This window comes from Mycoplana sp. BE70, assembly GCF_031455855.1.
Classification (GTDB): Bacteria; Pseudomonadota; Alphaproteobacteria; order Rhizobiales; family Rhizobiaceae; genus Mycoplana.
The window spans coordinates 39,193-63,916 of the sequence record NZ_JAVDTM010000009.1 but is presented as its reverse complement, the minus strand read 5'-3'; the positions used below and the strand labels follow the sequence as shown (position 1 = coordinate 63,916).

Genomic DNA, 24,724 nt, shown 5'->3' with positions numbered 1-24,724 from the left:
CCTTATTCGCCGGCGTTGGAAACCGCGATGAGGCGGGTGAGCGCCGTGCGGGCGTTGCCGCTTTCGAGCGACTGTCGCGCAATGTCCATGGCTTCGCCGATCGCGCCCGCCTTGCCGGCGACGATCAACGCGGCGGCGGCGTTGGCGAGCGAAATGTCGCGATAGGGCGTCGCAGCGCCGTCCAGGACCGCAAGTAGCGCTTCGGCATTGTGGGCACCGTCACCGCCGCGAATGTCGTCCAACGTGACCTGTCGCAGGCCAAAGTCGGCCGGCGATAGCTCGAAGGTGCGGATCTTGCCGTTTTCGAGCGCGGCAACCTGCGTCGTCCCGGTCGTCGTGATCTCGTCGAGGCCGGAGCCATACACGACCCAGACACGTTCGGAACCGAGGTCGCGCAACACCTCGGCGACCGGCACCAACCATTGTGCGGCATAGACGCCGAGCAGCTGGAACTTCACGCCGCCGGGATTCGAGAGCGGGCCAAGCAGGTTGAAGATCGTGCGCGTGCCGAGTTCGACGCGCGACGGGCCGACGTGCTTCATCGCCGGGTGATGCAATGTCGCGAACATGAAACCGAGGCCGGCTTCAGCGACGCAGCGAGAAATCACCTCCGGGCCGATGTCGAGCTTGACCCCCAGGCAGGACAGCGCGTCCGCGGTACCGGATTTCGAACTGAGCGCCCGGTTGCCGTGCTTGGCAACCGGTACACCGGCACCGGCGACGATGATGGAGGCCAGCGTCGAGATGTTGTAGGTGCCGGCTCCATCACCGCCGGTTCCGACGATATCGATTGCCTCAGCCGGCACCGAAACCGGCAGCATCCGCGCCCGCATCGACCCGACGGCCCCGTAGATCTCGTCAACGGTTTCGCCGCGAACCCTGAGCGCCATCAGGAAGCCGCCGATCTGCGAGGGCGTCGCCGAACCGGACATGATGATCTCGAAGGCGGCGCGGGCCTCCTCGCGATCGAGCGGCAGTCCTGCGGCAACCTTGGCGATGAATGGTTTGAGGTCAGACATGTCCGCTTCCGTGTGAGGGCTGATTTATTGCATGCTGCGTTCAGCAAGCGCCCGGTTGATCGAGACGCCGTAGGCCGACTGCAGGCTGCTGACCATCTGGTCGAGGATGTCGTCGCCGCTTGCGCGCGCGACTGCCTCGATCTGCTGATCCGCGCCGGCAAGCGCATCGCCAGCAGCCTCGCTGTTTACGTCGGTGACTTGCAGCACGATCTGGCCTTCGTCGCCGGTGCCCGGTGCATTGGCCACATGGCCGTGGGGACCCGCAAAGGCGGCGGCGACCGCTGCCGGGCTGAGCACCGGGTCCTCAGCACCGCGCCGCAGGCCGGCCTTCATCTCGACTGCTATGCCCATGTCCGTTGCGATGTCGGCGAGCTTTTCACCCTTGCGGACCCGTTCGGCAATCTCGGCCGCCTTCTTCGCCAGCGCCTCGCGCTGCTGTTGTGCGGTCCAATCTGCCACGACCTTCTCGCGTGCCTCGTCGAGCGTGCGGTCGCGCGCGGGGAGGATATCGAGGACCTCGTACCAGATGTAGCCATCGCGGCCATAGTTGACCGGCGGGCTCTCGAGCCCGACGTCGGTCTTGAATGCCTCGGCCAGGAGGGCGCTTTCTTCGGGCAGGGTAATGTCCTCGCCATCCTTGCCCTTGCCGGTGCTGTCGATGGCTTCAATGGTCACGGCCTTGAGCTTGGTCTGGCTGGCGGCTTCCTCGAGCTTCGCACCGTTCGCCTGGGCTTCCTCGAAGCGATCGTGAACGGCCATCAGGTCCTGGCTCGCCTGCGCCAGCGCCAACTCGTTTCGCAACTCGTCCTTGACCTCGTCAAACGACTTGGTGTTTTCGGGCCTGATATTCGTCGCCCGCAGGATGACGGGGCCGAACATTCCATCGACGACCGGCGATGTGCCGCCGTCCGCGGCGATCGCAAAGGCGGCCTCCGCCAGCGTCTGGTCCGGCATCGTCGCCTTGCTGAAATCGCCGAGAAGAACGTCGGTTGCCATCTTGCCTTGCTCGGCGACCAGCGCATCGTAGGTCGTGCCGGAAGCCAGTTTCGCTGCGGCCTCGTCGGCGGACTTGCGATCGGCGAAGGTCAGTTGCTCGACCGTGCGCGTCTCTGCGGTACGGTACTTCTCCTTGTTCTTCTCGTAGTCTTCGCGCACCGCCGCATCATCGATGGTCGACGGATCGGCAATGTCCTGGGGGGCGAGGGCGACATAGACGATCTTGCGGTATTCCGGCGCGCGATACTTGTCCTTGTTTTCCTCAAACCAGGCGGAGATCACGTCCTCGGCCGGCGCCTTGACCGGTTCGATATTCGCGTTGGAGAGCAGCACATAGTCCAGGCTGCGGGTCTCGTTGCTGTATTGTTTGATCGCGTCCGTCAGTGTCGCCGGAGCCTTGTAGCCATCGGAGACGGCTTCGACGACCTGGCTGCGGACGGCCACCTGGCTGCGATTGCTGATATAGTCGTTTTCCCGGAGGCCGGCATTGCGAAGGATGGAGGAGAAGGCGACGCGATCAAACTTGCCGTTCGGTCCCTTGAAGGCCGGATCGTCGGCGATCAGTTGTGCCAGGCGGTCCTTGCTGAGCCCAAGGCTCATGTCGCGGGAAAGCTGATCCAGCGCGGCGCCGGCGATCAGTTCGGCGAAGACCTGGTTCTCGACCCCGAACGCGCGGGCCTGCTCGCTCGTCAGGCGCGTGCCGAAGCGTTGCGACAGCGATGCGATCTGGCGTTCGTATGCCAGGCGGAAATCGGTCGGAGACACCTTTACGTCTCCTACCGTCACCACCGCGCTCGAGGTGCCCGTCACGAGCGAGCTGGAAATACCCCATACGCCGAATGAGGCTACAAGAATGAGCAACAGGGCTTTCGCAACCCAGGTCTGGGCGCCTTTTCTCAAAGATTCGAGCATACTTCGCATTCCTAGCTGGTTCGGCGGCTCGCCGTCGGAGTTCGTCTCATAACGGAAAGTTCGGCGGAATAGAAGTATATTGGGGAAGCCCGAAATGGTCGCGGCCACGACGTTGCCGACGCGGCTTCAGGCGTGCAATCATCGGTTGGTGTCGTACCGCTGGCGCAAACAGGCCGGAGTTCGACGAAATCCTTCGTCGGCGAATGATTTTCGTCTGATATAATTGATGAATTGCAGAACACGCGCATTCTGCGAAGTTCGCATCGGTGATTTGCCGGGCTGTCGCGAGGAGGGCGGCCGGCGGATCTGGAAAGGTGTTCGCATGGAATCGACCATAGTGACGATCAATCTGTTCGGTGCGGTGGCCCTGCTCCTGTTTGGCCTGGCGCAGGTCAAGGACGGGGTGACGCGTGCCTTTGGTGGGCGCCTGCGCAAGGGGCTGGCACTTGGTACCGGCGGACCGTTTCGAGCGTTCGTCGCGGGCTTCCTGTCGACGATCGCCCTGCAAAGCTCCACCGCGACCGCGCTGATGACGGCCTCCTTTGTCGAAAAGAATCTTATTCGCTCACGCATGGCACAGATCGTGCTGCTGGGAGCAAATGTCGGGACTGCCGTCACAGCCTGGATCGTCGCGACCGGCATCGAGTGGGTCTCGCCGCTTGTCATCTTGATCGGGGTGGTCCTGTACCGCTCTCGCTCGACCTTCCGGCAAGGGGCAGGCGCCGCACTGGTCGGCGTCGGCCTGATGTTGCTGTCGCTGCATCTGTTGAGCCTGGCGACCGAACCTATGCGTCAATCCCCGGCACTGGCCGCGTTTCTTGCCCTGCTGGATGGCGCGTGGCCCGTGGCGCTGGTCTTTTCGACCGCGCTTGCCTTCGTTTCCTCCTCCAGCCTTGCCATTGTCGTGCTGATCCTGTCGCTGACGACGATGGGGATACTGTCGCCCGCCTTGACTGTCGTTCTGGTGCTCGGCGCTAACCTCGGCGGTGCTATACCGCCGGTGATCGCAACACTGAGGCTCCCAGCGCCGGCGCGGCGCGTGACGATCGGGAACCTGCTCGTGCGGGCCATCGGCTGCTTGATCGTTCTGCCGTTCGCGGGAGTGGCTGCCGACGCGCTCGCCCATCTGCCGTTGCCGGCGACGAAGTTGCCGGTCGATGCCCATCTTGCCTTCAACATCGTCGTCGCCCTGTTCTTCTGGCCGCTTTCGCCCATCTTGGCGCGCCTGATGGAGCGGCTGGTGCCGGACGACCCGAGAGCGGAAACAGGACCGCAGCATCTTGACGAAACGGCGCTTGCCACCCCGGTCGTGGCGTTGTCGGGCGCTACCCGCGAGGTCCTGCGCGTGGGCGATCTGATCGAGACGATGCTGATTCACACGATGAAGGCTTTCGAGGACAACAATGCCGCCGAGCTCGAAATGATCGGCGGACTTGAAAAGCAGGTCGATGAGTTGCAGCAGGCAATCAAGATCTACCTGTCCCGCCTCGGTCACCAGGGTTTGAACGAAGAGAACTCGGCCCAGTCGATCGTCATCATCGACTACGCCATCAACCTTGAGCATGTCGGCGACATCATCGAGAAGGGGCTGCAGGAGCAGGTGCGCAAGAAGATCGCCAACGGGCTGCGCTTCTCCGCCGATGGCTATGCCGAGCTGACCGGGCTGTTCAACCTGACGATCGAGAACCTGCGCATCGCCCAGACGATCCTTGTCACGCGCGATTTCGCATTGGCTCGGCAACTCGTGGAGGTGAAGGTCGCTGTGCGGCGCCTGGAGAAGGAGTCGTCGGAGCGCCACCTTTCACGTCTTCGCGATGGCCGCCTGGAGAGCCTGCAGACCAGTTCCCTCCATTTGGACATGCTGCGCGACCTCAAGCGCATCAACGCGCATCTGGTGTCGGTCGCCTATCCCATTCTCGACGAGAGCGGGCTATTGGTCGAAAGCCGATTGCGAAACAGCGAGTAGCGAAAAGTCCTTTGTCTGTTTATGGGTGCCGTTGTTAACCGGCCGCATCCACACGAGTGAAACGAGGAGCACCATGCGCAAGGACGAGACGACCCGCAGTTGCCTGGCTGTCATACTGGCCGCGGGGGAAAGCACCCGCATGAAATCGTCCCTGTCGAAAGTGCTGCATCCGATCGGCAACCGCGCCATGATCGCCCATGTGGTCGATGCGCTGGCCGGTGCGGGAATCACGGACGTGGCGCTCGTGCTCGGCCGTGACGCCGAGAAGGTGGAAGCCGCGGCCAGAAATCCGCAGGTCCGCGGCGAGACCTACATCCAGAACGAACGGCTGGGGACAGCGCATGCGGTCCTTGCCGCGCGAGCGGCGATTGAAAAGGGCTATGACGACGTGCTGGTCGTGTTCGGTGACACGCCGCTTCTGACGCCGGCGCCGCTCCAGGCGGCGCGCGCTGGCCTGGCGGCGGGCAGCGACGTCGTCGTCGTTGGCTTCAGCGCCGCCGATCCCTTTGGCTACGGGCGTTTGATCGTCGAGAACGGCGAACTGGTCGCGATCCGCGAAGAAAAGGACGCGTCGGCCGAAGAGCGGACGATTACCTATTGCAACGGCGGCCTGATGGCGATCGACGGCCGCAAGGCGCTGGCGCTGATCGACAGGATCGGCAACGCCAACGTCAAGGGCGAATACTATCTGACCGACATCGTAGAGGTTGCCCGCGCGTCCGGCGGGCGTACCACCGCCGTCGAGGCGCCCGAGGAGGAACTGACCGGCTGCAACACCCGCGCCGAACTCGCCTTCATCGAGCGGCTCTGGCAGCAGCGCAGGCGCACGGAAATGATGCTGTCCGGCGTTTCCATGATCGCGCCGGAAACCGTGTTCCTGTCCCATGATACCAGGATCGATCGCGACGTGACGATCGAGCCTAACGTGGTATTCGGCCCGGGTGTGACGGTGGAGAGCGGTGCCGTCATTCACGCGTTTTCACATCTGGAAGGTGCGCATGTCGGCGCAGGGGCGGCCGTCGGTCCGTTCGCCCGATTGCGACCCGGCGCCAATCTCGGCGCCGAGGCCAAGGTGGGCAATTTCTGCGAGGTCAAGAAGGCTGAGATCGGCGCCGGCGCCAAGGTGAACCACTTGACCTATATCGGCGACGCGTTCATCGGCGCTGGCAGCAACATCGGTGCAGGTACCATCACCTGCAACTATGACGGCATCAACAAGCACGAGACCCGCATCGGGGCAAACACGTTCATCGGTTCGAATTCGGCGCTTGTCGCACCCGTCACGATCGGCGATGGCGCCTATGTCGCCTCGGGCAGCGTGATCACTCAGGACGTACCCGACGACGCCGTCGCGTTCGGCCGCGCCCGGCAGGAAAACAAGCCGGAGCGGGCGAAGCTGATCCGCGAACGCAATGCTGCGATCAAGGCGGCAAAGAAAAAGGCGTAGTTCAGCCGAGCGGCGTTAACGACTGATACCGAAAGTGAGCGCGAACCCATTGCGCTTACTGCAGAAATCGCTACCTGAATGCGGCAGTTTCCACTGCATATCTCCAAAAGGCGGAATCGATTTTCGTTGCGGAATGTGCGCCGAATCAGAACGCCGACCATCCCTTGTTCGCCAAGGGACAAAGGTTGGCGCGTCGTCCCAGAATGGAGTGATTTCATGTGCGGTATTGTCGGCATCGTCGGTAGCGAGCCCGTTGCCGGGCGGCTTGTCGAGGCGCTCAAGCGCCTTGAATACCGTGGTTACGATTCGGCCGGGGTTGCCACCATCAGGGACGGACGGCTTGAGCGCAGGCGGGCCGAGGGCAAGCTCGTCAATCTCGAGGCACGGCTCGCCGAGGAGCCGCTCGCCGGAGCGATCGGCATCGCCCATACCCGTTGGGCCACGCATGGCGCGCCGACCGAGGGCAATGCCCATCCCCATTTCACCGACGGAATTGCCGTTGTCCACAACGGCATCATCGAGAATTTTTCCGAGATCAAGGACGAACTGATCGAGGGCGGCGCGCAGTTCGTGACGCAGACCGACACCGAGGTGGTCGCGCAGTTGCTGGCGCGGCTGCGGCGGGAGGGCCATGGCCGGCGCGACGCCATGCTGGCGATGCTTCGCCGCGTGACGGGCGCCTATGCGCTGGCGGTCATGTTCGAGGACGATCCGTCGACGATCATGGTCGCCCGCAATGGCCCGCCGCTCGCGATCGGTCATGGGCAGGGCGAAATGTTCCTCGGGTCGGACGCGATCGCGCTCGCTCCCTTTACCTCCGAGATCACGTATCTCATCGACGGCGATTGGGCGGTGGTCGGCCGGAACGGCGTGCACATCTTCGACCTCGACGGCAATCCGGTCGAACGCCGGCGCCAGGTCTCAAACGCCTCCGCCTATATGATCGACAAGGGCAATCATCGCCATTTCATGGAAAAGGAGATCCATGAACAGTCGGAAGTGGTGTCGCACACGCTCAGTCACTATATCGATTTCATCGCAGGAAAGGTGAAGAAGCCGGTTGAGGCGATTGATTTTGCATCGCTATCTGGACTGGCTTTATCGGCGTGCGGCACCGCCTATCTCGCCGGTCTGGTCGGAAAGTACTGGTTCGAGCGTCTGGCGCGCCTGCCGGTCGAGATCGATGTGGCGTCCGAGTTCCGCTACCGCGAAATCCCGCTCAATCCCCAATCTGCGGCGCTGTTCATTTCGCAGTCGGGCGAGACGGCCGACACGCTGGCGTCGTTGCGTTATTGCCGCGAGGCGGGGCTGAAGATCGGCGCCATCGTGAACGCGCCGGAATCGACCATCGCCCGCGAAGCGGATGTCGTTTTCCCGACGCTGGCCGGTCCGGAAATCGGCGTCGCGTCGACCAAGGCCTTCACGTGCCAGCTTGCCGTCCTCGCGTCGCTGGCGATCCAGGCGGGTCGCGCGCGCGGCACGCTGAGCGAAGCGGAAGAGACCGCGCTGGTTCGCAACTTGTCCGAGACGCCGCGCCTCATGGCGAATGTGCTCAACACGATCCAGCCGACGATCGAGCTTCTGGCGCGCGAACTGTCGAAATGCCGGGATGTGTTGTACCTCGGGCGCGGCACGAGCTACCCGTTGGCGCTGGAAGGTGCGCTGAAGCTGAAGGAAATCTCCTACATCCATGCCGAGGGCTATGCGGCCGGCGAGCTAAAGCATGGTCCGATCGCCCTGATCGACGAGAACATGCCGGTTATCGTCATCGCACCGTTTGACCGCTTCTTCGAGAAGACCGTCTCCAACATGCAGGAAGTGGCGGCGCGCGGCGGGCGGATCATCTTCATCACGGACGAGCGCGGCGCGGCGGCGACGAAGCTCGAGACCATGGCGACGATCGTGCTGCCTTCGGTGGACGAGATCATCGCGCCGATGATCTTTTCGCTGCCGATCCAGCTGATCGCCTATCATACCGCCGTCTTCATGGGCACGGACGTCGACCAACCCCGCAACCTCGCGAAATCGGTGACGGTGGAGTGATCATCCGCGACGAAACGGCGAGCGATGTCGACGCCATCCGGACGCTGACGACGGATGCGTTTGCGAACATGCCCTATAGCGAAGGCACCGAGCCCGCGATCGTAGACCGGTTGCGGGCAGCGGGCGCCCTGACGCTTTCGCTGGTGGCTGAAGACGAAGGAAACGTGATCGGCCACGTCGCATTCTCTGCCGTGACGATCTCCGGCGAGGAGGCGGGCTGGTACGGCCTCGGCCCGATCTCGGTGCTGCCTGCGCGCCAGCGCCAAGGGATCGGCAGTGCGCTCGTCAATGAAGGCCTCGGACGGCTGCGGAAGCTCGATGCCAAGGGGTGTGTCCTCGCCGGCAATCCTGCCTACTACACCCGCTTCGGCTTCTCGGTCGACCCCGCCTTTGCATGCCCGGGGATACCGCCTGAGTATTTCATGCGCCTGGCGTTTTCGCCGGTTTACGTGGGCGGGACGGTTGCCTATCATCCGGCTTTCTACGGGTGAGGCAGGCTGCGGCTGGAGCGCGATGACCGAGATCATTCCCCGACTTTCCGTTGCCATGCGGCTCCGCAACAATTTCCTGACCGGGCTGGTCATCTGCGCACCGATCGCGATCACGATCTGGTTGACTTGGACCTTCATCCACTGGGCAGACAGCTGGGTAAAGCCATACATCCCCAACCGCTACAACCCGGAGAGCTACCTCCAGTTCGCCATCCCCGGTTTCGGCCTCCTGATCGCGCTGGTCGTGATCACGCTGGTCGGCTTTCTCGGCAAGAACCTTATCGGCCGGTCGATCTTCAACTTCGGCGAATCGATTCTCAACGGCACGCCATTGGTGCGGACGGTCTACAAGAGCCTGAAGCAGATCTTCGAGTCGGTGCTGAAGGAGAAGGGAACGTCCTTCAACAAGGCCGGCTTGATCGAGTATCCGAGCGCCGGATTGTGGTCGGTCGTCTTCATCGCCACCGACGCCAAGGGCGAGATGAAGTCGAAGTTCGATGCGATGGGGCGCGACATGGTCGCCTGCTTCCTGCCGCCGACGCCGTTTCCGACCGCCGGCTACCTCGTTTTCGTGCCGCGCGAGAAGATCGTTCTGCTCGACATGAGTGCCGAGGATGCGGCGAAGCTGATCATTTCAGTCGGACTTGTCACGCCGCCGGACCAGCTTCTGGCACCGCCGACACCGCTTGCAGTCAAGCTGAAGCAGAAGTTCAAGAAGTGACAGGGCGCGCTCAACCGGCACGCAGGAAGCGGATCGCCTCGTCGCGCCGGTAGAGATAGAGCAGCGTGCGCAGCGCATTGCCGCGTTCGGAAACCAGTTCCGGATCCTTCTCCAGCGCGTAGGCCGCATCCTTGCGGGCAATCTCCAGCAGATCGCCATGGGCCTCGAGACTGGCGACAAGAAATCCCGGCGTGCCCGACTGGCGCGTGCCGAGCAATTCACCTTCGCCACGCAATTTCAGGTCTTCTTCCGCGATCCGGAAGCCATCCTCGGTCTCGCGCAGGATCGCCAGCCGTGCTCGCCCGTTTTCGCTGAGCGGACCTTTGTAAAGCAGGATGCAGGTCGAGGCCGCGTCGCCGCGGCCGACGCGCCCACGCAACTGGTGCAATTGCGCCAGCCCGAAGCGCTCGGCCTGTTCGATTACCATGATCGAGGCGTCCGGCACGTCGACGCCGACCTCGACGACCGTCGTTGCAACGAGCAGACGGGTCTCGCCATTCTTGAAGGCGAGCATCGCTTTGTCCTTTTGCGGCCCGGTCATGCGGCCGTGGACGAGACCGATCTTGTCGCCGAAGACACGCGCGAGAGCCGCGTGGCGCTCCTCGACCGACATCAGGTCCGACTCCTCGGTCTCCTCGACCAATGGGCAGATCCAGTAGGCCTTTTTACCCTCGGCAATGGCTGTGCGCAGACGCTCCACGATCTCGCCGGCGCGTTCCTGCGGCACGATCACGGTCTGGATCGGTTTGCGGCCGGCGGGCTTCTCCGTGAGCTTCGAAACGTCCATGTCACCGAAGGCGGCCAGCACGAGGGTGCGCGGGATCGGTGTTGCCGTCATCACCAGCATGTGCGGCGAAATCCCCTTTGCCGTCAGCCGCAGACGCTGGTGCACGCCGAAGCGGTGCTGTTCGTCGACCACGGCAAGGGCAAGGTCGCGGTAGTTCACATCGTCCTGAAAGAGCGCATGTGTGCCGATGACGAGACTGGTTTCGCCCGAAGCGATCCGTTCCAGGATCTGATCCCGTTCGCGGCCCTTCGTCCGACCGGTCAACACGTCGATAGTGACGCCTGCCGGCGCGGCCATGCGGGACAGCGTCGCATGATGCTGGCGGGCAAGAATCTCGGTCGGCGCCATCAGCACGGCCTGTCCGCCCGCCTCGACGGCGGCGAGCATCGCCATCAGGGCGACCGCAGTCTTTCCCGAACCGACGTCGCCCTGCAGCAGCCGCAGCATGCGCTGGTCGGTCGCCATGTCCTTCAGGATGTCGGCGATCGCAGCGGACTGGCTGTTTGTCAGGGCGAAGGGAAGGGCCGCCTGTACCACCTGGCTCAGTTTGCCGGTGGCGATCACCGGGCGACCGGCGACACGGCGCAGGTTCTGCCGGACGAGTGCCAGCGAGAGCTGGCCGGCGAGGAATTCGTCATAGGCCAGGCGTCGGCGCGCGCGCGCCTGCAGGTCGATGTCCAGCGCGTCGCGGGGGTGGTGCAGGGCCGTGAACGCATCCGTCGCGCCGGCAAAGCCTTGTCGTGCGAGCAGGGCGTCGTCGATCCATTCCGGCAAAGCGGGAATGCGCGACACGGCCGCCTCGACCACCTTGCGTAGGGTCCGGGGCGACAGGCCGGCCGTCAGTCCGTAGACCGGCTCGACCATCGGCATCGCCTCGGCCTCGCTGGCTTTGACCATGAAGTCCGGGTGGACCATCGAGGCCCGGCCATTGAACCAGTCCACCTTGCCGCTGACGATCACCTGCTCGTCCACCGGCAACGACTTCGTCAGCCAGTCGCCTTTGGCGCGGAAGAAGGTCAGGGCGAGTTCGCCGGTATCGTCGTGCAGGAAGACGCGGTAGGGCACGTTCGGCTTACCGCGGGGCGGCGGCTGATGGCGGTCGACGCGCCCGGAAATCGTCACGATCGCGCCTTGCGGTGCGTGGGCGATGCCCGGCTGATGGCGCCGGTCGATCAGGCTGTGCGGCATATGAAAGACGAGATCGATGACCCGGCAATCGTCGATGCTTTCCTGGCCGAGCAGTTTTGCGAACAATTCGCCGGTCTTCGGCCCGATGCCGGGCAGGGAGGAAAGGGAGGCGAAAAGGGGATCGAGCAGGGCGGGGCGCATGGCAACAAGATGCCCCGGAGAATCGCCGCTTGGCAAGCTGACAATCCGGTTTCGAGCGTCTATAGAGACCGCGATGGTCGCCGCCGCCAGCCGGCCGCGCCAGTCGCCACCATGGCGCCGGTCCCTTTGGGCAGGTGCCGCGATCCGAATGCGGGAACAACGGACATGACCGGCAGCACACGCTCCAGCGCAGACATCGAACCGCGCCGTAAGCGCATTCTCTTCCGCTGCTGGCATCGCGGCATCCGCGAGATGGACCTGGTGCTTGGCGCGTTCGCCGACGCCGAGATCTCCACGCTGACCGATGCCGAGCTCGACGAACTGGAAGCGATCATGGCCGAGGACGACGCGGATCTGGTCAAATGGGTGACAGGCGAACGGCCGGTGCCGGAACGGTTTCGCACCGGGCTCTTTCCGCGCATCTGCGCCTTTACGCCGGATTTCTCTCCGGTGACGGCTGAATCCCTCGGGAAGGCGCGATGATCCCGGGTCTGGACACCGCCGCCCTTGCCGCGATCGGCCAGCCCGCGACGATCGGCGCGGTGCCGAGCGGCGCCGAACCGCTTGTTTTGGCGGAGCTTGCCCGCAAGCTCGGTCCAGTCGCTTACGTGATGTCCGACGGGCAGCGTGTCGGCGACATGGAACAGATACTCGGTTTTGCCGCCCCCGACATTCCCGTGCTCACGCTGCCCGGCTGGGACTGCCTGCCCTATGACCGCGTATCGCCGAGCGCCGACACCTCCGCCCGCCGGCTCTCCGCTCTTTCCGCGTTGATCGCCCACAGCAGAAAGCCGCATCCGGCGATCGTGCTCGTCACCGTCAATGCCATGCTGCAGAAGATGGCGCCGCGCAATGTCATCGGGAGCCTTGCCTTTTCCGCCCGTCCCGGCAACCAGGTGCGGATGGACGATCTGGCCGCCCGGCTCGAGCAGAACGGCTTCGAACGCGTCGCGACGGTGCGCGAGGTGGGCGAATATGCCGTGCGTGGAGGCATTCTCGACGTCTTCGTCCCTGGCACCGAGGAACCGTTGCGCCTCGATTTCTTCGGCGACACGCTGGAGAGCATCCGCGCCTTCGATCCCGCCAGCCAGCGTTCGACGGGGCAGGCGAGAAGCCTCGATCTCAATCCGATGAGCGAGGTGACGCTGACGCCGGAGACGATCAGCCACTTCCGCACGCAGTATCTCTCCCTGTTCGGTGCTGCGACACGCGACGACGCCCTCTACCAGGCGGTGTCCGAGGGGCGGCGCTATGCCGGCATGGAGCACTGGCTGCCGCTGTTCTACGACCAGTTGGAGACCGCTTTCGACTATCTCGCCGGCTTCCGCATCGTCACCGACCATGCCGCGCGGGAAGCAGCAGCCGAGCGCTCCAAGCTCGTTCGCGACTATTACGAGGCGCGCCAGAACTCCGCCTCGGCCCAGGGCCAGCTGGCGCAGGCCACGCCCTACAAGCCCGTTCCGCCCGGACAGCTCTATCTCGATGACGAACGCTTTGCGGCGCTCCTGAACGAGCACGACGCAATCCGGATTTCGCCGTTCAACGAGCATGAAGGCGAGGCGCGCCGGGTGTTTACGATCGGCGCCCGTGCCGGCGCACGCTGGGCGAAGGCGGTCAAGGAGGGCGAGGCCACCGACGACCGCGTCAATGTCTTCGAGCAGGTGGTGAAATACATCGCCGACCTGCGCGCCTCCGGCAGGAAGGTGCTCGTCACAGGCTGGAGTGAGGGTTCCCTCGACCGCCTGATGCAGGTTCTCGCCGAGCATGGCCTCGGCAATGTCATTGGCGTTTCCGACCTTTCCGCGTTGCGGAAGCTGAAGCCGGGGGAGGCAGGGTCTGCCGTCCTCAGCCTGGAGAACGGCTTCGAAGTCGGCGATCTCGTCTTCGTCGGCGAACAGGACATCCTCGGCGACCGCATGGTCCGTCGCTCGCGCCGACGCAAGCGCGGCGCCGACTTCATCGCCGAGGTCACCGGCCTCGATGAGGGCAGCATCGTCGTTCATGCCGAGCACGGCATCGGCCGCTTCGTCGGCCTGCGCACGATCGAGGCGGCCGGCGCGCCGCATGCCTGCCTCGAGCTCGTCTACGCCGACGACGCCAAGCTGTTCCTGCCGGTCGAAAACATCGACCTGCTCTCGCGCTATGGCGGCGAGGGCTCCGATTCGATTCTCGACAAGCTCGGCGGCGTCGCCTGGCAGGCGCGCAAGGCCAAGCTGAAAAAGCGCCTGCTGGAAATGGCGAATGGCCTCATCCAGATCGCCGCCGCCCGCCTTGTGCGCCATGCGCCGGCGTTGTCGGCACAGGACGGCGTCTATGACGAATTCGCCGCGCGCTTCCCCTATGACGAGACAGACGACCAGGCAAACGCGATCGACGCGGTGCGCGAGGATCTCGGCGCCGGGCGGCCGATGGACCGGCTTGTCTGCGGTGACGTCGGCTTCGGCAAGACCGAAGTGGCGCTACGGGCCGCGTTCATCGCGGCGATGAACGGCGTGCAGGTGGCGGTGGTGGTGCCGACGACACTGCTCGCCCGCCAGCACTTCAAGACCTTTACGGATCGCTTCCGCGGCCTGCCGATCCGCATCCAGCAGGCCTCGCGCCTCGTTGGCTCCAAGGAGCTGGCGTTGACCAAGAAGGAAGTGGCCGACGGAAAGACCGACATCGTCGTCGGCACCCACGCGCTGCTCGGCAGCTCGATCAAGTTCGCCAATCTAGGCCTTCTGGTCATCGACGAGGAGCAGCATTTCGGCGTCAAGCACAAGGAGCGGCTCAAGGAGCTGAAAAGCGACGTGCACGTGCTGACGCTGTCGGCGACGCCGATTCCGCGCACGCTGCAGCTCGCCATGACCGGCGTGCGCGAGCTGTCGCTGATCACGACGCCGCCTGTCGACCGCATGGCGGTGCGCACCTTCATCTCTCCCTTCGATCCACTGGTGATCCGCGAGACGCTGATGCGCGAGCACTATCGCGGCGGCCAGAGCTTCTATGTCTGCCCACGTCTCAGCGATCTTGCCGAGATCCAGGATTTTCTCCAACAGGACGTGCCGGAGCTGAAAGTTGCTGTGGCGCATGGCCAGATGCCGGCGACCGAGCTCGAAGACATCATGAACGCCTTCTACGACGGGCGCTACGACGTGCTGCTGTCGACGACCATCGTCGAATCGGGCCTCGACGTTCCGACGGCGAATACGCTCATCGTACATCGTGCCGACATGTTCGGCCTCGCTCAGCTTTACCAGCTGCGCGGTCGAGTCGGGCGGTCCAAGGTGCGCGCCTTTGCGCTCCTGACCCTGCCGGTGAACAAGAAGCTGACGGCCACGGCCGAGCGGCGGCTGAAGGTGCTGCAATCGCTCGACACGCTCGGCGCCGGCTTCCAGCTCGCAAGCCACGATCTCGACATCCGCGGCGCGGGCAACCTGCTCGGCGAGGAGCAGTCCGGTCATATCAAGGAGGTCGGTTTCGAGCTCTACCAGCAGATGCTGGAGGAGGCGGTTGCCGAGATCAAGGGCGACGAGGAGATCGTCGACACCGGCTGGTCGCCGCAGATTTCCGTCGGTACGCCGGTGATGATCCCGGACGACTACGTGCCGGACCTGCACCTGCGGCTTGGCCTCTACCGCCGGCTCGGCGAGATCACTGAGCTCGCCGATATCGACGCCTTCGGCGCCGAATTGATCGACCGCTTCGGTCCGCTGCCGCTCGAGGTGCAGCACCTTCTGAAGATCGTCTACATCAAATCGCTGTGCCGCACGGCAAACGTGGAAAAGCTGGATGCTGGCCCGAAGGGCGTCGTCATCCAGTTCCGCCACAAGGAGTTCCCGAATCCGGCAGCGTTGGTCGGCTACATCGCCAAGCAGGGATCGCTGGCGAAAATCCGCCCGGACCAGAGCCTGTTCCTGTCACGCGATCTTCCGACACCGGCGAAACGGTTGACGGGCGCGGCCCAACTGATGACGCAACTGGCGGGGCTGGCGAAACAGGCGAGCTAAAGCCTGTCGATTGCAAGGCGGGTGGGCGCTCTCAAAGCTGGCTCGCCTTCAAGCGCCCACGCGATTCTATTGTCCAGCAAGGTTCTCGAGCTCTTGGCGAGATATCACCCTCTCCGGGTGGCGATCGTCAGTGATGTGACGATAGCGGAGCTCCTCCATGTGCGGCATCGTCAGTGCCTGTCGAAGTGTCATGATGCCAAGCGGGATGCGTCCGCCAGCTCGCGCTGCGGCGACTTCAATGATCTGATGCATTGTGTTTTTCTCCCTTGTGCGCAGGGAAAATGCCGGAGTTTAGGGGCGATTTGATGGCGCAACGGCGGTCTATCTGCGCCGGCCGATTCGACGCATGTCGACGATGCGGCCGTCGATTCGGGCAACTGCGATCTCGAAGCGCGTGTTGCCGCGCCAGGCGCGATAGACGAAGAACCTGCCACGGCAGTCGATCCGACGGACGTCGCGGAAGCCGCGATTACGAAGCAACCGTTCCCCCTCACGACAACTTATCCCGTGGCCTCTGTTAAGGCTGCTGCCGACCCCGATATTGATGTTGATGTTGGTTTGAGCGTCCGCCTGGTGGGCAATTGCCAACGGTGATGCGATCACCGCCAAGCCGAGTGCCAATGAGGCCAGTGAAGATCTGAGCTTGCTGAAATTCATAGCCAGCTCCATCGGCCCGTACCGCGCGCCCTTCCCATCCGCCATTCTTGGGTGAGGTCCGCGAAGAGATATCCGAACGCCCAGATTCTAACGCGATCGCACTGGCTTTCAACACTTCCCTGGAGTTGGTAGGACGGTAGACCTTCAATTTACCGCGATCCATTGCAGGCGGGATCGCCGCTCCCTGAACCGCGATCGATTTCGATCCGTGCTCACGTAAGATCGCTGTTCTTTGACGTAGAGAGTGGGAACAAATTTCCCTTCGATCGGATTATTTCAGTCTAGTAGAATGGAGGACTGGAAATGGACCATACCAACCACGTTCGCCTTGACGCAGCCGAGCTTACGCCGGCCGTCCTGGAAGGTGCGACGATCTATGATGCAGCCGACAACGAGGTTGGCACGCTGGATCACGTCCATGGCATGGGAGCCGGCGGAACGGCGGTCATCGATGTCGGAGGCTTTCTAGGCATCGGCACCAAGCCGGTTGCGGTTCCACTCGGTGATCTTGATTTCATGCGAGACGAAGACGGTGACGTCCATGCCGTCACAACGTGGACGAAAGATCAGTTGGAGGCGATGCCCGAACATCACGATGCTGAATGAGGCCCGCCCGGCTCGCCGGGTTAAGTGGCCGGCGTCCGGTTGGGCGCCGGCTGAACGCACTCAGAAGGAGGCGGAGTACTATGAGCGATGATCGCGAAGAAAGAATCCGCAAACGTGCCCATGAACTATGGGAAGCGGCCGGTCGCCCGGAAGGCAAGCAAGACGAACATTGGTTGCAAGCTACCCGCGAAATTGACCAGGGCGCGGGCGAGATCGAAGGGGATGACGTCCCCAACCTGGAGGCTATGCGCGAAGCCGTGAGACAGCGCTCCGATGCGTACATAGTGAAGACGGACCTGGAGGACGCAGATCAGCGCGAAGCGGCTCCGGGTACGCGCGAGCAGCCGTAGGGAGCGAGGACCGGCAAAAGATGGTGACGTCGCGGCCCGAGCACGCAAGCTCAGTGAGCCGGCCGGGAAAGTCTATGTCCTGCGATGGTGAAAGTCGTTGGCGGATGGGGTGGGATTCGAACCCACGGTACGGTTCCCCGCACGCCAGTTTTCAAGACTAGTGCCTTAAACCACTCGGCCACCCATCCATCCATTTGGGCTCCCAATTTTGAGCGGGTGCCCCCACGGGCGCCCCTTGGTGGGAAACCCGCTTTATTCTCAATGCCCTAACCCGAAACGGTTCCTTATTTCAAGACCGGTTCTTTAAACTGCTCGGACACTCTTCCATCTCATCGATTTGGCTTGCCCCTGGCTATCCGCTGCTTAGGCGCGGGCCAGTGTTACCGGTTTGCCGCCAAATCACTCGACGGCTGGTTTTCTATCAGCTTTGATTGCCGCGTCAACTTGCTCTGTGGCGCTGGCCGGCGGTGTCCTTGGACAGGGAGAATGCTGCGGTCGGGTGTTAACACCTTGTAAACCATAACGGAAATTAGTTCCCGAGCTGAGCTGTTTGCGAGCAAATCGTTACGCAATTTCGCCATCATGGCATCGTGATTAACATATTCTTGTGAGCGTACCGATACGAGGCGACGGATCGCGGGGACGTGACGATCCGGGACAAACCGTTGGGGACTGTAGCGGCGTGGGATATATGAAAAGTGGGTGCTTGTCGGCTGGAGCGCGCAAGGCATTGCGCGTCGCCGCCATTCCGATGATGTGTGCGGGTCTTGCCGCATGCGGCACAACGGAGATCGCCAAGAAACCGACCCGAAGCAAGGAGTACTTTGCCGAGTCCGAATACGGCGTGAAGGCGAGCCCGCGGGTCGTTCAGGAAGGGCAGCCGGTTCCGAAGGGTGGTGGCCGCTATCAGGTCGGCCAGGCCTATCAGGTTCGCGGGAAGTGGTACCAGCCGAAGGAAGAACCGGGCTACAGCAAAGTAGGCCTGGCGTCCTGGTATGGTTCGGCCTTCCATGGCCGCTACACCGCAAACGGCGAAGTGTACGACAAACACCACCTTTCCGCGGCCCATCCGACATTCCCGCTGCCGAGCTATGCACGTGTCACGAACCTCGAGAACGGATCGTCCGTCATCGTTCGCGTCAACGACCGCGGTCCCTATTCTGAAGGGCGGATCGTCGACCTTTCCTCGAAAACGGCCGAGATGCTCGACGTCAAGGGGAAGGGCACCGCGAAGGTGAGGGTGCAGTACGTCGGCAAGGCGCCGCTGGACGGCCATGACATGCCCTATCTGATGGCCTCCTATGTACCGAAGGGTTCGCGCGGTCCGGCCGTCGATCCGGGCGGCCAGATCGCAACCGGCGTGATGGTCGCCTCCGCAGCACCGCTTGCCGATGCGCTGCCGGCCGTTATCCCCACCTTTGCGCAACGCGACGACGGTCCGGCCGCAGGCACAAACCTGACGGCACTCGCCGCCGAACGGCCGACAAGCGCCGCCATCGCCGCGATGGGGCAGTTCGCAGCGCTTCCCGAGATCGGCCCCGTACCGACGGTGCGTCCCGGCTACGTGCCATTGCCGGGCGACAGTTCGAGCTATGCGGCCGCCTACGCGGTAACGGCGCCGGCGCAAAAATCGCTCGAGGCCTTCGAAGCCGTCCTTCACCTCGACGGATCATTGAGTGTGATTCCGGTGCCGGTCAGCGCACGCTGACATCACTAGCGGCTTGCCGCGCGCATCAAGATGTAGGACTCTTGGCCGGTCATCGGAGTCTTCATGTTCGCCCGCCTTCTCGCTGTATTTTTCCTTTGCCTGGCATTGCCTTGGACCGTCGCGGCGCAGAGCGCCGGCGGTACGACCGCGTTCGACACCAAGGCAAAGCAAATCTATCTGATCGATGCTGCCAGCGGCACGGTCCTTTTTGCCCGCGGGGAGAATGAAGCAGTCACCGCGGCCTCACTGGCCAAGGTGATGACCCTGACGGTTGTCTTCAAGGCGGTGCGAGACGGGGAAATCAACCTCGATACGACCTACCCCGTGTCCGAACACGCCTGGCGGACCGGTGGCGCCCCGTCGCGCACCGCAACCATGTTTGCCGCTCTGAAGTCGCAGATCCGAGTCGAGGACCTGATCCGCGGCGTGGCTGTGCAGGCTGCAAACGACGGATGCATAATACTCGCCGAAGGCATCGCCGGCTCTGAAAGCGCTTTCGCCGCACGGATGAACGAGCAGGCGAGGGAACTGGGTCTGGCGCAGTCACACTTTGACAATGCGACCGGCCTGCCGTCCCCTGGAAACAAGGTCAGCATGCGCGAACTCGTCGTTCTGGCCCAGCACCTGCATCAGAGCTACCCGGATTTCTATCGCTACTATTCCGAACCCGAATTCGAGTGGAACAAGATCAAGCAGCGCAATCGCAATTCCTTGGCGACGATGAACATCGGCGTCGATGGCCTCGTGATGGGGTTTGCAGAAGATGCCGGTTACGGGTTGGTCGCTTCCGTCGAGCGGAACGGTCGGCGCTTGTTCCTGGCCATGAGTGGGCTCTCGAGCGACAAGGAGCGTCTGGACGAGGCCAGGCGCTTGATCGACTGGGCGATGACGTCGTTTGCTTCGAGGACCCTGTTCAAGGCCGGGGAGACCGTCGCCGAGGCGAGCGTCTATGGCGGAAGCGCCGGTCATGTCCCTCTGCTGACCAGGCAGGACGTCGATGTGCTCCTGCCGATCGGCAGCACCGAGCGCTTGTCGGCGCGCGTGACCTACGCCTGGCCCATGCGGGCACCGGTCGCCTCTGGGCAAAGGGTCGGCGTGCTGCGGATCTGGAGCGGGGATAGATTTCTGCTCGAGGTGCCTCTGGAGACTGCAGCCTCGGTTGAAGTCGGCACGCTCTCGAGCCGGGCGATGGATGCGCTGCAGGAGCTCTTTTTCTTTTGGCTTTGAAGATCGGCTCGCGCTGGCCGGTCCGAAGCAGGTGGGCGCCGCGATTACCGGCAATTTCCACCGCAAATCGATTTTCTGTTTGGTAGGTTATGCGTTAGAAGTGGGCCGAATCGCCCGGTTGGCGGACGGGGAAGATCCCGGCGCACCGGGAAGCGGAAGTTGGATTGGCTGGGTTGACTGGGTTATTTGTCACGTTTGAGGGCGGCGAGGGTGCCGGAAAGTCGACCCAGATCCGACTGTTGGCGGAAGCACTTACGGCGCGTGGCCAAAACGTGATCCTGACACGCGAGCCCGGCGGTTCGCCGGGGGCGGAGGCTGTTCGCCACGTCATACTCTCTGGCGCTGCCGAGCGTTATGGAACGCGCATGGAAGCGCTGCTGTTTGCTGCCGCCCGCAACGACCATGTCGAGGAAGTCATCCGGCCGGCCCTGCGGTCCGGCATGGTTGTGCTGTGCGACCGTTTTCTCGATTCGTCGCGCGTCTATCAGGGCATTACCGGCAATCTGGAGTCGGCCTTCATCGAGCGCCTTCAGAACGTCGCGATCAACGGGGTGATGCCGGACTGCACGCTGATCCTCGACTTGCCCGCCACCGAAGGTCTCGACCGTGCCCGTCGTCGGGCCGCTGGCCCATCCGCGGGCGGTGAACCTGACCGCTTCGAGAGAGAGGAAATCGAGACGCACGAAAAGCGCCGGGAGGCGTTTCTCGACCTTGCCGAGCGCGAGCCGTTCCGTTGCCGCGTCGTCGATGCAACCCAGACACGGGAAGCAATTGCCAGCCAGATCCTATCGATCGTCGAACCGCTGTTGCCGCTTCAAAAGCGCGACCGCTTCGCTTTTCCGGAGGATTCGACGTGAGCCAGGAGCAGGCCGGAGTGCTTGACGGAGCGATTGCGCCAGCCGAACAGACGTGTCTGTTCGGGCATGATGCCGCGCAGGCTTTTCTGGCGCAGACCTATCGCTCCGGCAAGGGCCATCACGCGATCCTGATCGAGGGGCCGGAGGGCATCGGAAAAGCGACGCTTGCCTTCCGTTTCGCCCACCATGTCCTCACCTATCCCGATCCGACGACTGCACCGGACACCTTGATCGCACCGGCTCCAGACTCAGGACTCGGGCGTCAGATCGCCTCCGGCGCCTCGCACAATCTTCTGCACCTGTCGCGACCGGTCGACGAGAAAACCGGGAAGATCCGCACAGCCATCACCGTGGATGAGGTGCGCCGGGCGGGTAAATTCTTTGCCCAGACGTCCGGAACGGGCAACTGGCGCATCGTCATCATCGACCCGGCCGATGACCTGAACCGCAACGCGGCCAACGCCATCCTCAAGATCCTGGAAGAACCGCCGAGGAACGCGCTGTTCCTCGTGCTGACGCATGCGCCGGGTAAGCTGTTGCCGACGATCCGCTCGCGTTGCCTGCCGCTCGGCCTGGCACCGCTCAGCGACCGCGATATCGCACTCTCGCTGGACAATCTCGGGGTGGCGCTGCCAGCCGCACAGTCCGAGCGGTTGCTGGCCGCCGCCGGCGGCAGCGTCGCGACGGCTCTGAAGCTGATCAACTACGGAGGCTTCGACATTCTCGAGGCATTCCATGCGATTGTCGCGGCGGCGGGCGCGGCACCGCGCAAGGATGTGCACAAGCTTGCCGAGGTGCTTTCCGCCAAGGACAGCGACACGCTTTACGATTTTTTCTGTGGCCAGGCGATCGATCACGTCATGGAAAAGGCGAGGGCGGCCGCATTGCACGGCGACATCGACAAGGCCGAGCATGTGGCGCGGTTGTCGTCGTCGTTGACGGAAAAGTTCGGCGTTGCCGCTGCCTACAATCTCGATCGCAAGCAGACGATCATCGAGGTTCTGGACGACATCGCCGCACGGGCCTCGTGACTGAATTTCGCTCAGGCAAAAACGAGCTTTGACCCCACCAGGGCGAGCGTGATCGCCAGCATCGTGCTGATGAGACGTTCAGGCAGACGCGGCGAAAAATGGCTGCCGATGATGATGCCGGGAATGGAGCCGATGAGCAGCGTTCCCAACAGCAGCCAGTCGACCTCGCCGATCATCCAATAACCCATGCCCGCCAGAAGCGTCAGCGGAACCGCGTGGACAATGTCCGAGCCGACGATCTCGCGTACGTGCAGGCTCGGATAAAGCGCCAGAAGGACCGTCACGCCAAGCGCGCCGGCACCGACCGACGTCAGCGTGACGAGCACGCCGATCACCAGTCCGAGCAGCACCGTCAGCAGCACCATGGTCGACGGCGCGACGTGCGACCGATTTCGGCCCAGAATGCGGAGTTTTTCGGTGATCCGCCGCCGGAAAAGCAAAAGCAAGGCGGTCAGCATTAACATGTAGCCGAGCGTGATCGTGATGACGGCGACAGAGGAGATGCTGCCTCTGTCCATGCCGGAGATGAACCACAGCGTTACCGCTGCCGCCGGCAGGCTACCGGCGGCCAGTCTTCCGACGATCCGCCAATCAATCGTTTTGTTGCGACCATGAACCGCGGTGCCGGCGGTCTTCGTGATGGCAGCATAGAGGAGGTCGGTGCCGACGGCTGTAACCGGGTGAACCCCGAACAGGAGGACCAGGAGCGGCGTCATCAGCGAGCCGCCGCCGACGCCCGTTACGCCGACGAGCATGCCGACGAAGAAACCGGAGACGGAATACAGCGGATTGAACGAACTCCAAAAATCCAAGCAGCGGTTCCTTCCGGTTTCGCGCGATGAACCATGATCGAAGGCTCACACCCTGCGAAACTGGTTGAAGTTGCGAATGGTTAGTGTCGGCCAAGTGCGGTGTCAAGCGAGCGACAGATGGGAGGTGGCGGGGCGGCAGGGGCGCAAACTTGCTGTTTCCCTTGCGGCCTGCATGGGTTAATAGCTGCGACCATATTGAGAAAAGACAGGCCGAGCTTCGACATGAGAGACACGTCGCCCTTCTACATCACGACCGCAATCGCCTATCCGAACGGCAAGCCGCACATTGGTCACGCCTATGAACTGATCGCGACGGATGCGGTCGCGCGCTATTATCGGCTGGACGGGCGGGACGTGTTCTTTCTGACCGGCACCGACGAGCATGGCCAGAAGATGCAGCAGACCGCGCGCAAGGAAGGGCTGAGTGCCCAGGAACTCGCCGACCGCAACACGGCGGAGTTCCAGAAGATGGGCGTGCTGCTGAATGCGTCCAACGACGATTTCATCCGCACAACCGAGGAGCGGCATCACGAGGCCAGCCGGATCATCTGGCAGCGCATGGCCGATGCCGGCGACATCTACAAGGATAGCTATTCCGGCTGGTATTCGGTGCGCGACGAAGCCTACTACCAGGAAGGCGAGACGGAACTTCGCGATGACGGCGTACGCTATGGCCCACAGGGCACGCCGGTCGAATGGGTCGAGGAAGAGAGCTACTTCTTCCGTCTGTCGAACTACGAGGACAAGTTGCTGCAACTCTATGAGACGCAGCCTGATTTCGTCGGCCCGGCCGAACGGCGCAACGAGGTGGTTTCCTTCGTCAAATCCGGCCTCAAGGACCTGTCGGTTTCGCGCACGACCTTCGATTGGGGTATCAAGGTCCCGAACGATCCGGCCCACGTCATGTATGTCTGGGTCGACGCATTGACCAACTACATCACCGCCACCGGCTACCTGACCGACCCCAACGGTCCGCGCGCGAAATACTGGCCGGCGGACATTCACATGATCGGCAAGGACATCATCCGCTTCCACGCCGTCTACTGGCCGGCCTTCCTGATGTCGGCAGGCCTGCCGCTGCCCAAGCGCGTCTTCGCCCACGGCTTCCTGCTCAACAAGGGCGAGAAGATGTCGAAATCGATCGGCAACGTCGTCGATCCGGCCAACCTTGTCGAGCATTTCGGCCTCGACCAGGTCCGCTACTTCCTGCTGCGGGAGGTCTCGTTCGGCCAGGACGGCAGCTACAGCGAGGAGGGGATCGCCACCCGCATCAACTCCGACCTTGCCAACGGCATCGGCAACCTTGCCAGCCGCTCGCTGTCGATGATCGTCAAGAACTGCGACGGCAAGATTCCGGCCTGCGGCCCGCTGACCGAGGCCGACCGGACGATGCTGGCGTCGGCGGACGCGCTACACGCGATCACGCGCGACGAGATGGGCAAGCTGATGATCCACCGGGCATTGACCGCGATCATCGCCGTCGTCTCCGAGGCGGACCGCTATTTCGCCGGTGAGGCGCCGTGGGCGCTGAAGAAGACCGATCCGGAGCGGATGGGTACGGTGCTCTACGTGACGGCGGAAGTTGTCCGCCAGATTGCGATCCTGCTGCAGCCCTTTATGCCGGCTTCGGCGGCCAAGCTTTTGGATCTCGTCGCTGCTCCAGCAGACAAGCGCGATTTTGCAGCGCTCGGCGAAGCCGGCAGACTGGTCAGCGGCACGCCTTTGGAAGCGCCGGCGCCGGTGTTCCCGCGCTATGTCGCGCCAGAGGCTTGAGGA

At 63.2% G+C, this 24,724-nt stretch carries 20 protein-coding genes and 1 tRNA gene; 14 read left to right on the top strand and 7 right to left on the bottom strand.

The genetic code is table 11. The features are described from left to right. Nucleotides 1-2 precede the first annotated feature (2 nt). Together trpD and J2Y48_RS17325 are read right to left on the bottom strand one after the other, a co-directional pair. Nucleotides 3-1,019: an anthranilate phosphoribosyltransferase gene (trpD, locus tag J2Y48_RS17330; RefSeq protein ID WP_310420467.1), complete on the bottom strand. Its 1,017-nt coding sequence runs from the start codon at nt 1,017-1,019 to the stop codon at nt 3-5. 24 nt (nt 1,020-1,043) lie between these two features. Continuing rightward, entirely contained in the window at nt 1,044-2,927 is a 1,884-nt protein-coding gene (locus tag J2Y48_RS17325) for a SurA N-terminal domain-containing protein (RefSeq protein WP_310420466.1), read from the bottom strand. Between the two features lie 322 nt (nt 2,928-3,249). Here J2Y48_RS17325 and J2Y48_RS17320 point away from each other — a divergent pair, with 322 nt between their 5' ends. From J2Y48_RS17320 to J2Y48_RS17300, 5 genes are all read left to right on the top strand, one after another. Beyond that, a complete protein-coding gene (locus tag J2Y48_RS17320) occupies nt 3,250-4,893 on the top strand; it encodes a Na/Pi cotransporter family protein (protein WP_310420464.1) in 1,644 nt (547 codons plus the stop codon). A 73-nt stretch (nt 4,894-4,966) separates the two neighbouring features. Then, the gene (gene glmU, locus J2Y48_RS17315; RefSeq protein WP_310420462.1) at nt 4,967-6,340 is read left to right on the top strand and encodes a bifunctional UDP-N-acetylglucosamine diphosphorylase/glucosamine-1-phosphate N-acetyltransferase GlmU; all 1,374 of its coding nucleotides are present in this window, start codon (nt 4,967-4,969) and stop codon (nt 6,338-6,340) included. Nucleotides 6,341-6,556: 216 nt separating this feature from the next. Further along, nucleotides 6,557-8,383: a glutamine--fructose-6-phosphate transaminase (isomerizing) gene (gene glmS / locus J2Y48_RS17310; RefSeq protein ID WP_310420460.1), complete on the top strand. Its 1,827-nt coding sequence runs from the start codon at nt 6,557-6,559 to the stop codon at nt 8,381-8,383. Then, a complete protein-coding gene (locus J2Y48_RS17305) occupies nt 8,380-8,874 on the top strand; it encodes an N-acetyltransferase (protein WP_310420458.1) in 495 nt (164 codons plus the stop codon). Before glmS ends, J2Y48_RS17305 begins: the two co-directional genes overlap by 4 nt. A 22-nt stretch (nt 8,875-8,896) precedes the next feature. Further along, complete coding sequence (locus tag J2Y48_RS17300; protein ID WP_310420456.1) at nt 8,897-9,595, top strand: DUF502 domain-containing protein; 699 nt, start codon at nt 8,897-8,899, stop codon at nt 9,593-9,595. A gap of 10 nt (nt 9,596-9,605) precedes the next feature. Here J2Y48_RS17300 and recG read toward each other — a convergent pair whose 3' ends face one another. Continuing rightward, nucleotides 9,606-11,711 carry an ATP-dependent DNA helicase RecG gene (gene recG, locus J2Y48_RS17295; protein WP_310420454.1) on the bottom strand — a complete coding sequence of 702 codons (2,106 nt, stop codon included), beginning with the start codon at nt 11,709-11,711 and terminating at the stop codon, nt 9,606-9,608. Nucleotides 11,712-11,876: 165 nt separating this feature from the next. On the opposite strand from recG, the gene J2Y48_RS17290 reads away from it, so the two are divergent. Next, entirely contained in the window at nt 11,877-12,194 is a 318-nt protein-coding gene (locus tag J2Y48_RS17290; protein ID WP_310420452.1) for a succinate dehydrogenase assembly factor 2, read from the top strand. Beyond that, nucleotides 12,191-15,700, top strand: coding sequence for a transcription-repair coupling factor (gene mfd, locus J2Y48_RS17285; protein WP_310420449.1), 3,510 nt, complete (start codon nt 12,191-12,193; stop codon nt 15,698-15,700). Before J2Y48_RS17290 ends, mfd begins: the two co-directional genes overlap by 4 nt. 66 nt (nt 15,701-15,766) lie before the next feature. Here mfd and J2Y48_RS17280 read toward each other — a convergent pair whose 3' ends face one another. Together J2Y48_RS17280 and J2Y48_RS17275 are read right to left on the bottom strand one after the other, a co-directional pair. Further along, the gene (locus J2Y48_RS17280; RefSeq protein WP_310420447.1) at nt 15,767-15,952 is read right to left on the bottom strand and encodes a hypothetical protein; all 186 of its coding nucleotides are present in this window, start codon (nt 15,950-15,952) and stop codon (nt 15,767-15,769) included. A gap of 69 nt (nt 15,953-16,021) precedes the next feature. Next, nucleotides 16,022-16,357 carry a hypothetical protein gene (locus tag J2Y48_RS17275; protein WP_310420445.1) on the bottom strand — a complete coding sequence of 112 codons (336 nt, stop codon included), beginning with the start codon at nt 16,355-16,357 and terminating at the stop codon, nt 16,022-16,024. A gap of 303 nt (nt 16,358-16,660) precedes the next feature. Here J2Y48_RS17275 and J2Y48_RS17270 point away from each other — a divergent pair, with 303 nt between their 5' ends. Next, complete coding sequence (locus J2Y48_RS17270; RefSeq protein ID WP_310420443.1) at nt 16,661-16,963, top strand: PRC-barrel domain-containing protein; 303 nt, start codon at nt 16,661-16,663, stop codon at nt 16,961-16,963. Nucleotides 16,964-17,043: 80 nt separating this feature from the next. Beyond that, nucleotides 17,044-17,313, top strand: a complete 270-nt coding sequence (locus J2Y48_RS17265; protein WP_405030247.1) for a DUF2934 domain-containing protein — start codon at nt 17,044-17,046, stop codon at nt 17,311-17,313. A 98-nt stretch (nt 17,314-17,411) separates the two neighbouring features. Here the strand turns inward: J2Y48_RS17265 and J2Y48_RS17260 are convergent. Then, a tRNA-Ser gene (locus tag J2Y48_RS17260) sits at nt 17,412-17,501 on the bottom strand. A gap of 503 nt (nt 17,502-18,004) precedes the next feature. Here J2Y48_RS17260 and J2Y48_RS17255 point away from each other — a divergent pair. From J2Y48_RS17255 to J2Y48_RS17240, 4 genes are all read left to right on the top strand, one after another. Further along, the gene (locus J2Y48_RS17255; RefSeq protein ID WP_405030246.1) at nt 18,005-19,021 is read left to right on the top strand and encodes a septal ring lytic transglycosylase RlpA family protein; all 1,017 of its coding nucleotides are present in this window, start codon (nt 18,005-18,007) and stop codon (nt 19,019-19,021) included. Nucleotides 19,022-19,084: 63 nt separating this feature from the next. Further along, nucleotides 19,085-20,248 carry a D-alanyl-D-alanine carboxypeptidase family protein gene (locus J2Y48_RS17250; RefSeq protein ID WP_310420442.1) on the top strand — a complete coding sequence of 388 codons (1,164 nt, stop codon included), beginning with the start codon at nt 19,085-19,087 and terminating at the stop codon, nt 20,246-20,248. A 164-nt stretch (nt 20,249-20,412) separates the two neighbouring features. Continuing rightward, complete coding sequence (gene tmk / locus J2Y48_RS17245; RefSeq protein ID WP_310420440.1) at nt 20,413-21,105, top strand: dTMP kinase; 693 nt, start codon at nt 20,413-20,415, stop codon at nt 21,103-21,105. Next, on the top strand, nt 21,102-22,136 hold the full coding sequence (locus J2Y48_RS17240; protein WP_310420439.1) for a DNA polymerase III subunit delta': 1,035 nt from the start codon (nt 21,102-21,104) through the stop codon (nt 22,134-22,136). Before tmk ends, J2Y48_RS17240 begins: the two co-directional genes overlap by 4 nt. An 11-nt stretch (nt 22,137-22,147) precedes the next feature. Here the strand turns inward: J2Y48_RS17240 and J2Y48_RS17235 are convergent, their stop codons facing one another. Then, nucleotides 22,148-22,948, bottom strand: a complete 801-nt coding sequence (locus tag J2Y48_RS17235; RefSeq protein WP_310420437.1) for a sulfite exporter TauE/SafE family protein — start codon at nt 22,946-22,948, stop codon at nt 22,148-22,150. Nucleotides 22,949-23,170: 222 nt separating this feature from the next. On the opposite strand from J2Y48_RS17235, the gene metG reads away from it, so the two are divergent. After that, nucleotides 23,171-24,721, top strand: coding sequence for a methionine--tRNA ligase (gene metG / locus J2Y48_RS17230; protein ID WP_310420435.1), 1,551 nt, complete (start codon nt 23,171-23,173; stop codon nt 24,719-24,721). Nucleotides 24,722-24,724: the final 3 nt, after the last annotated feature.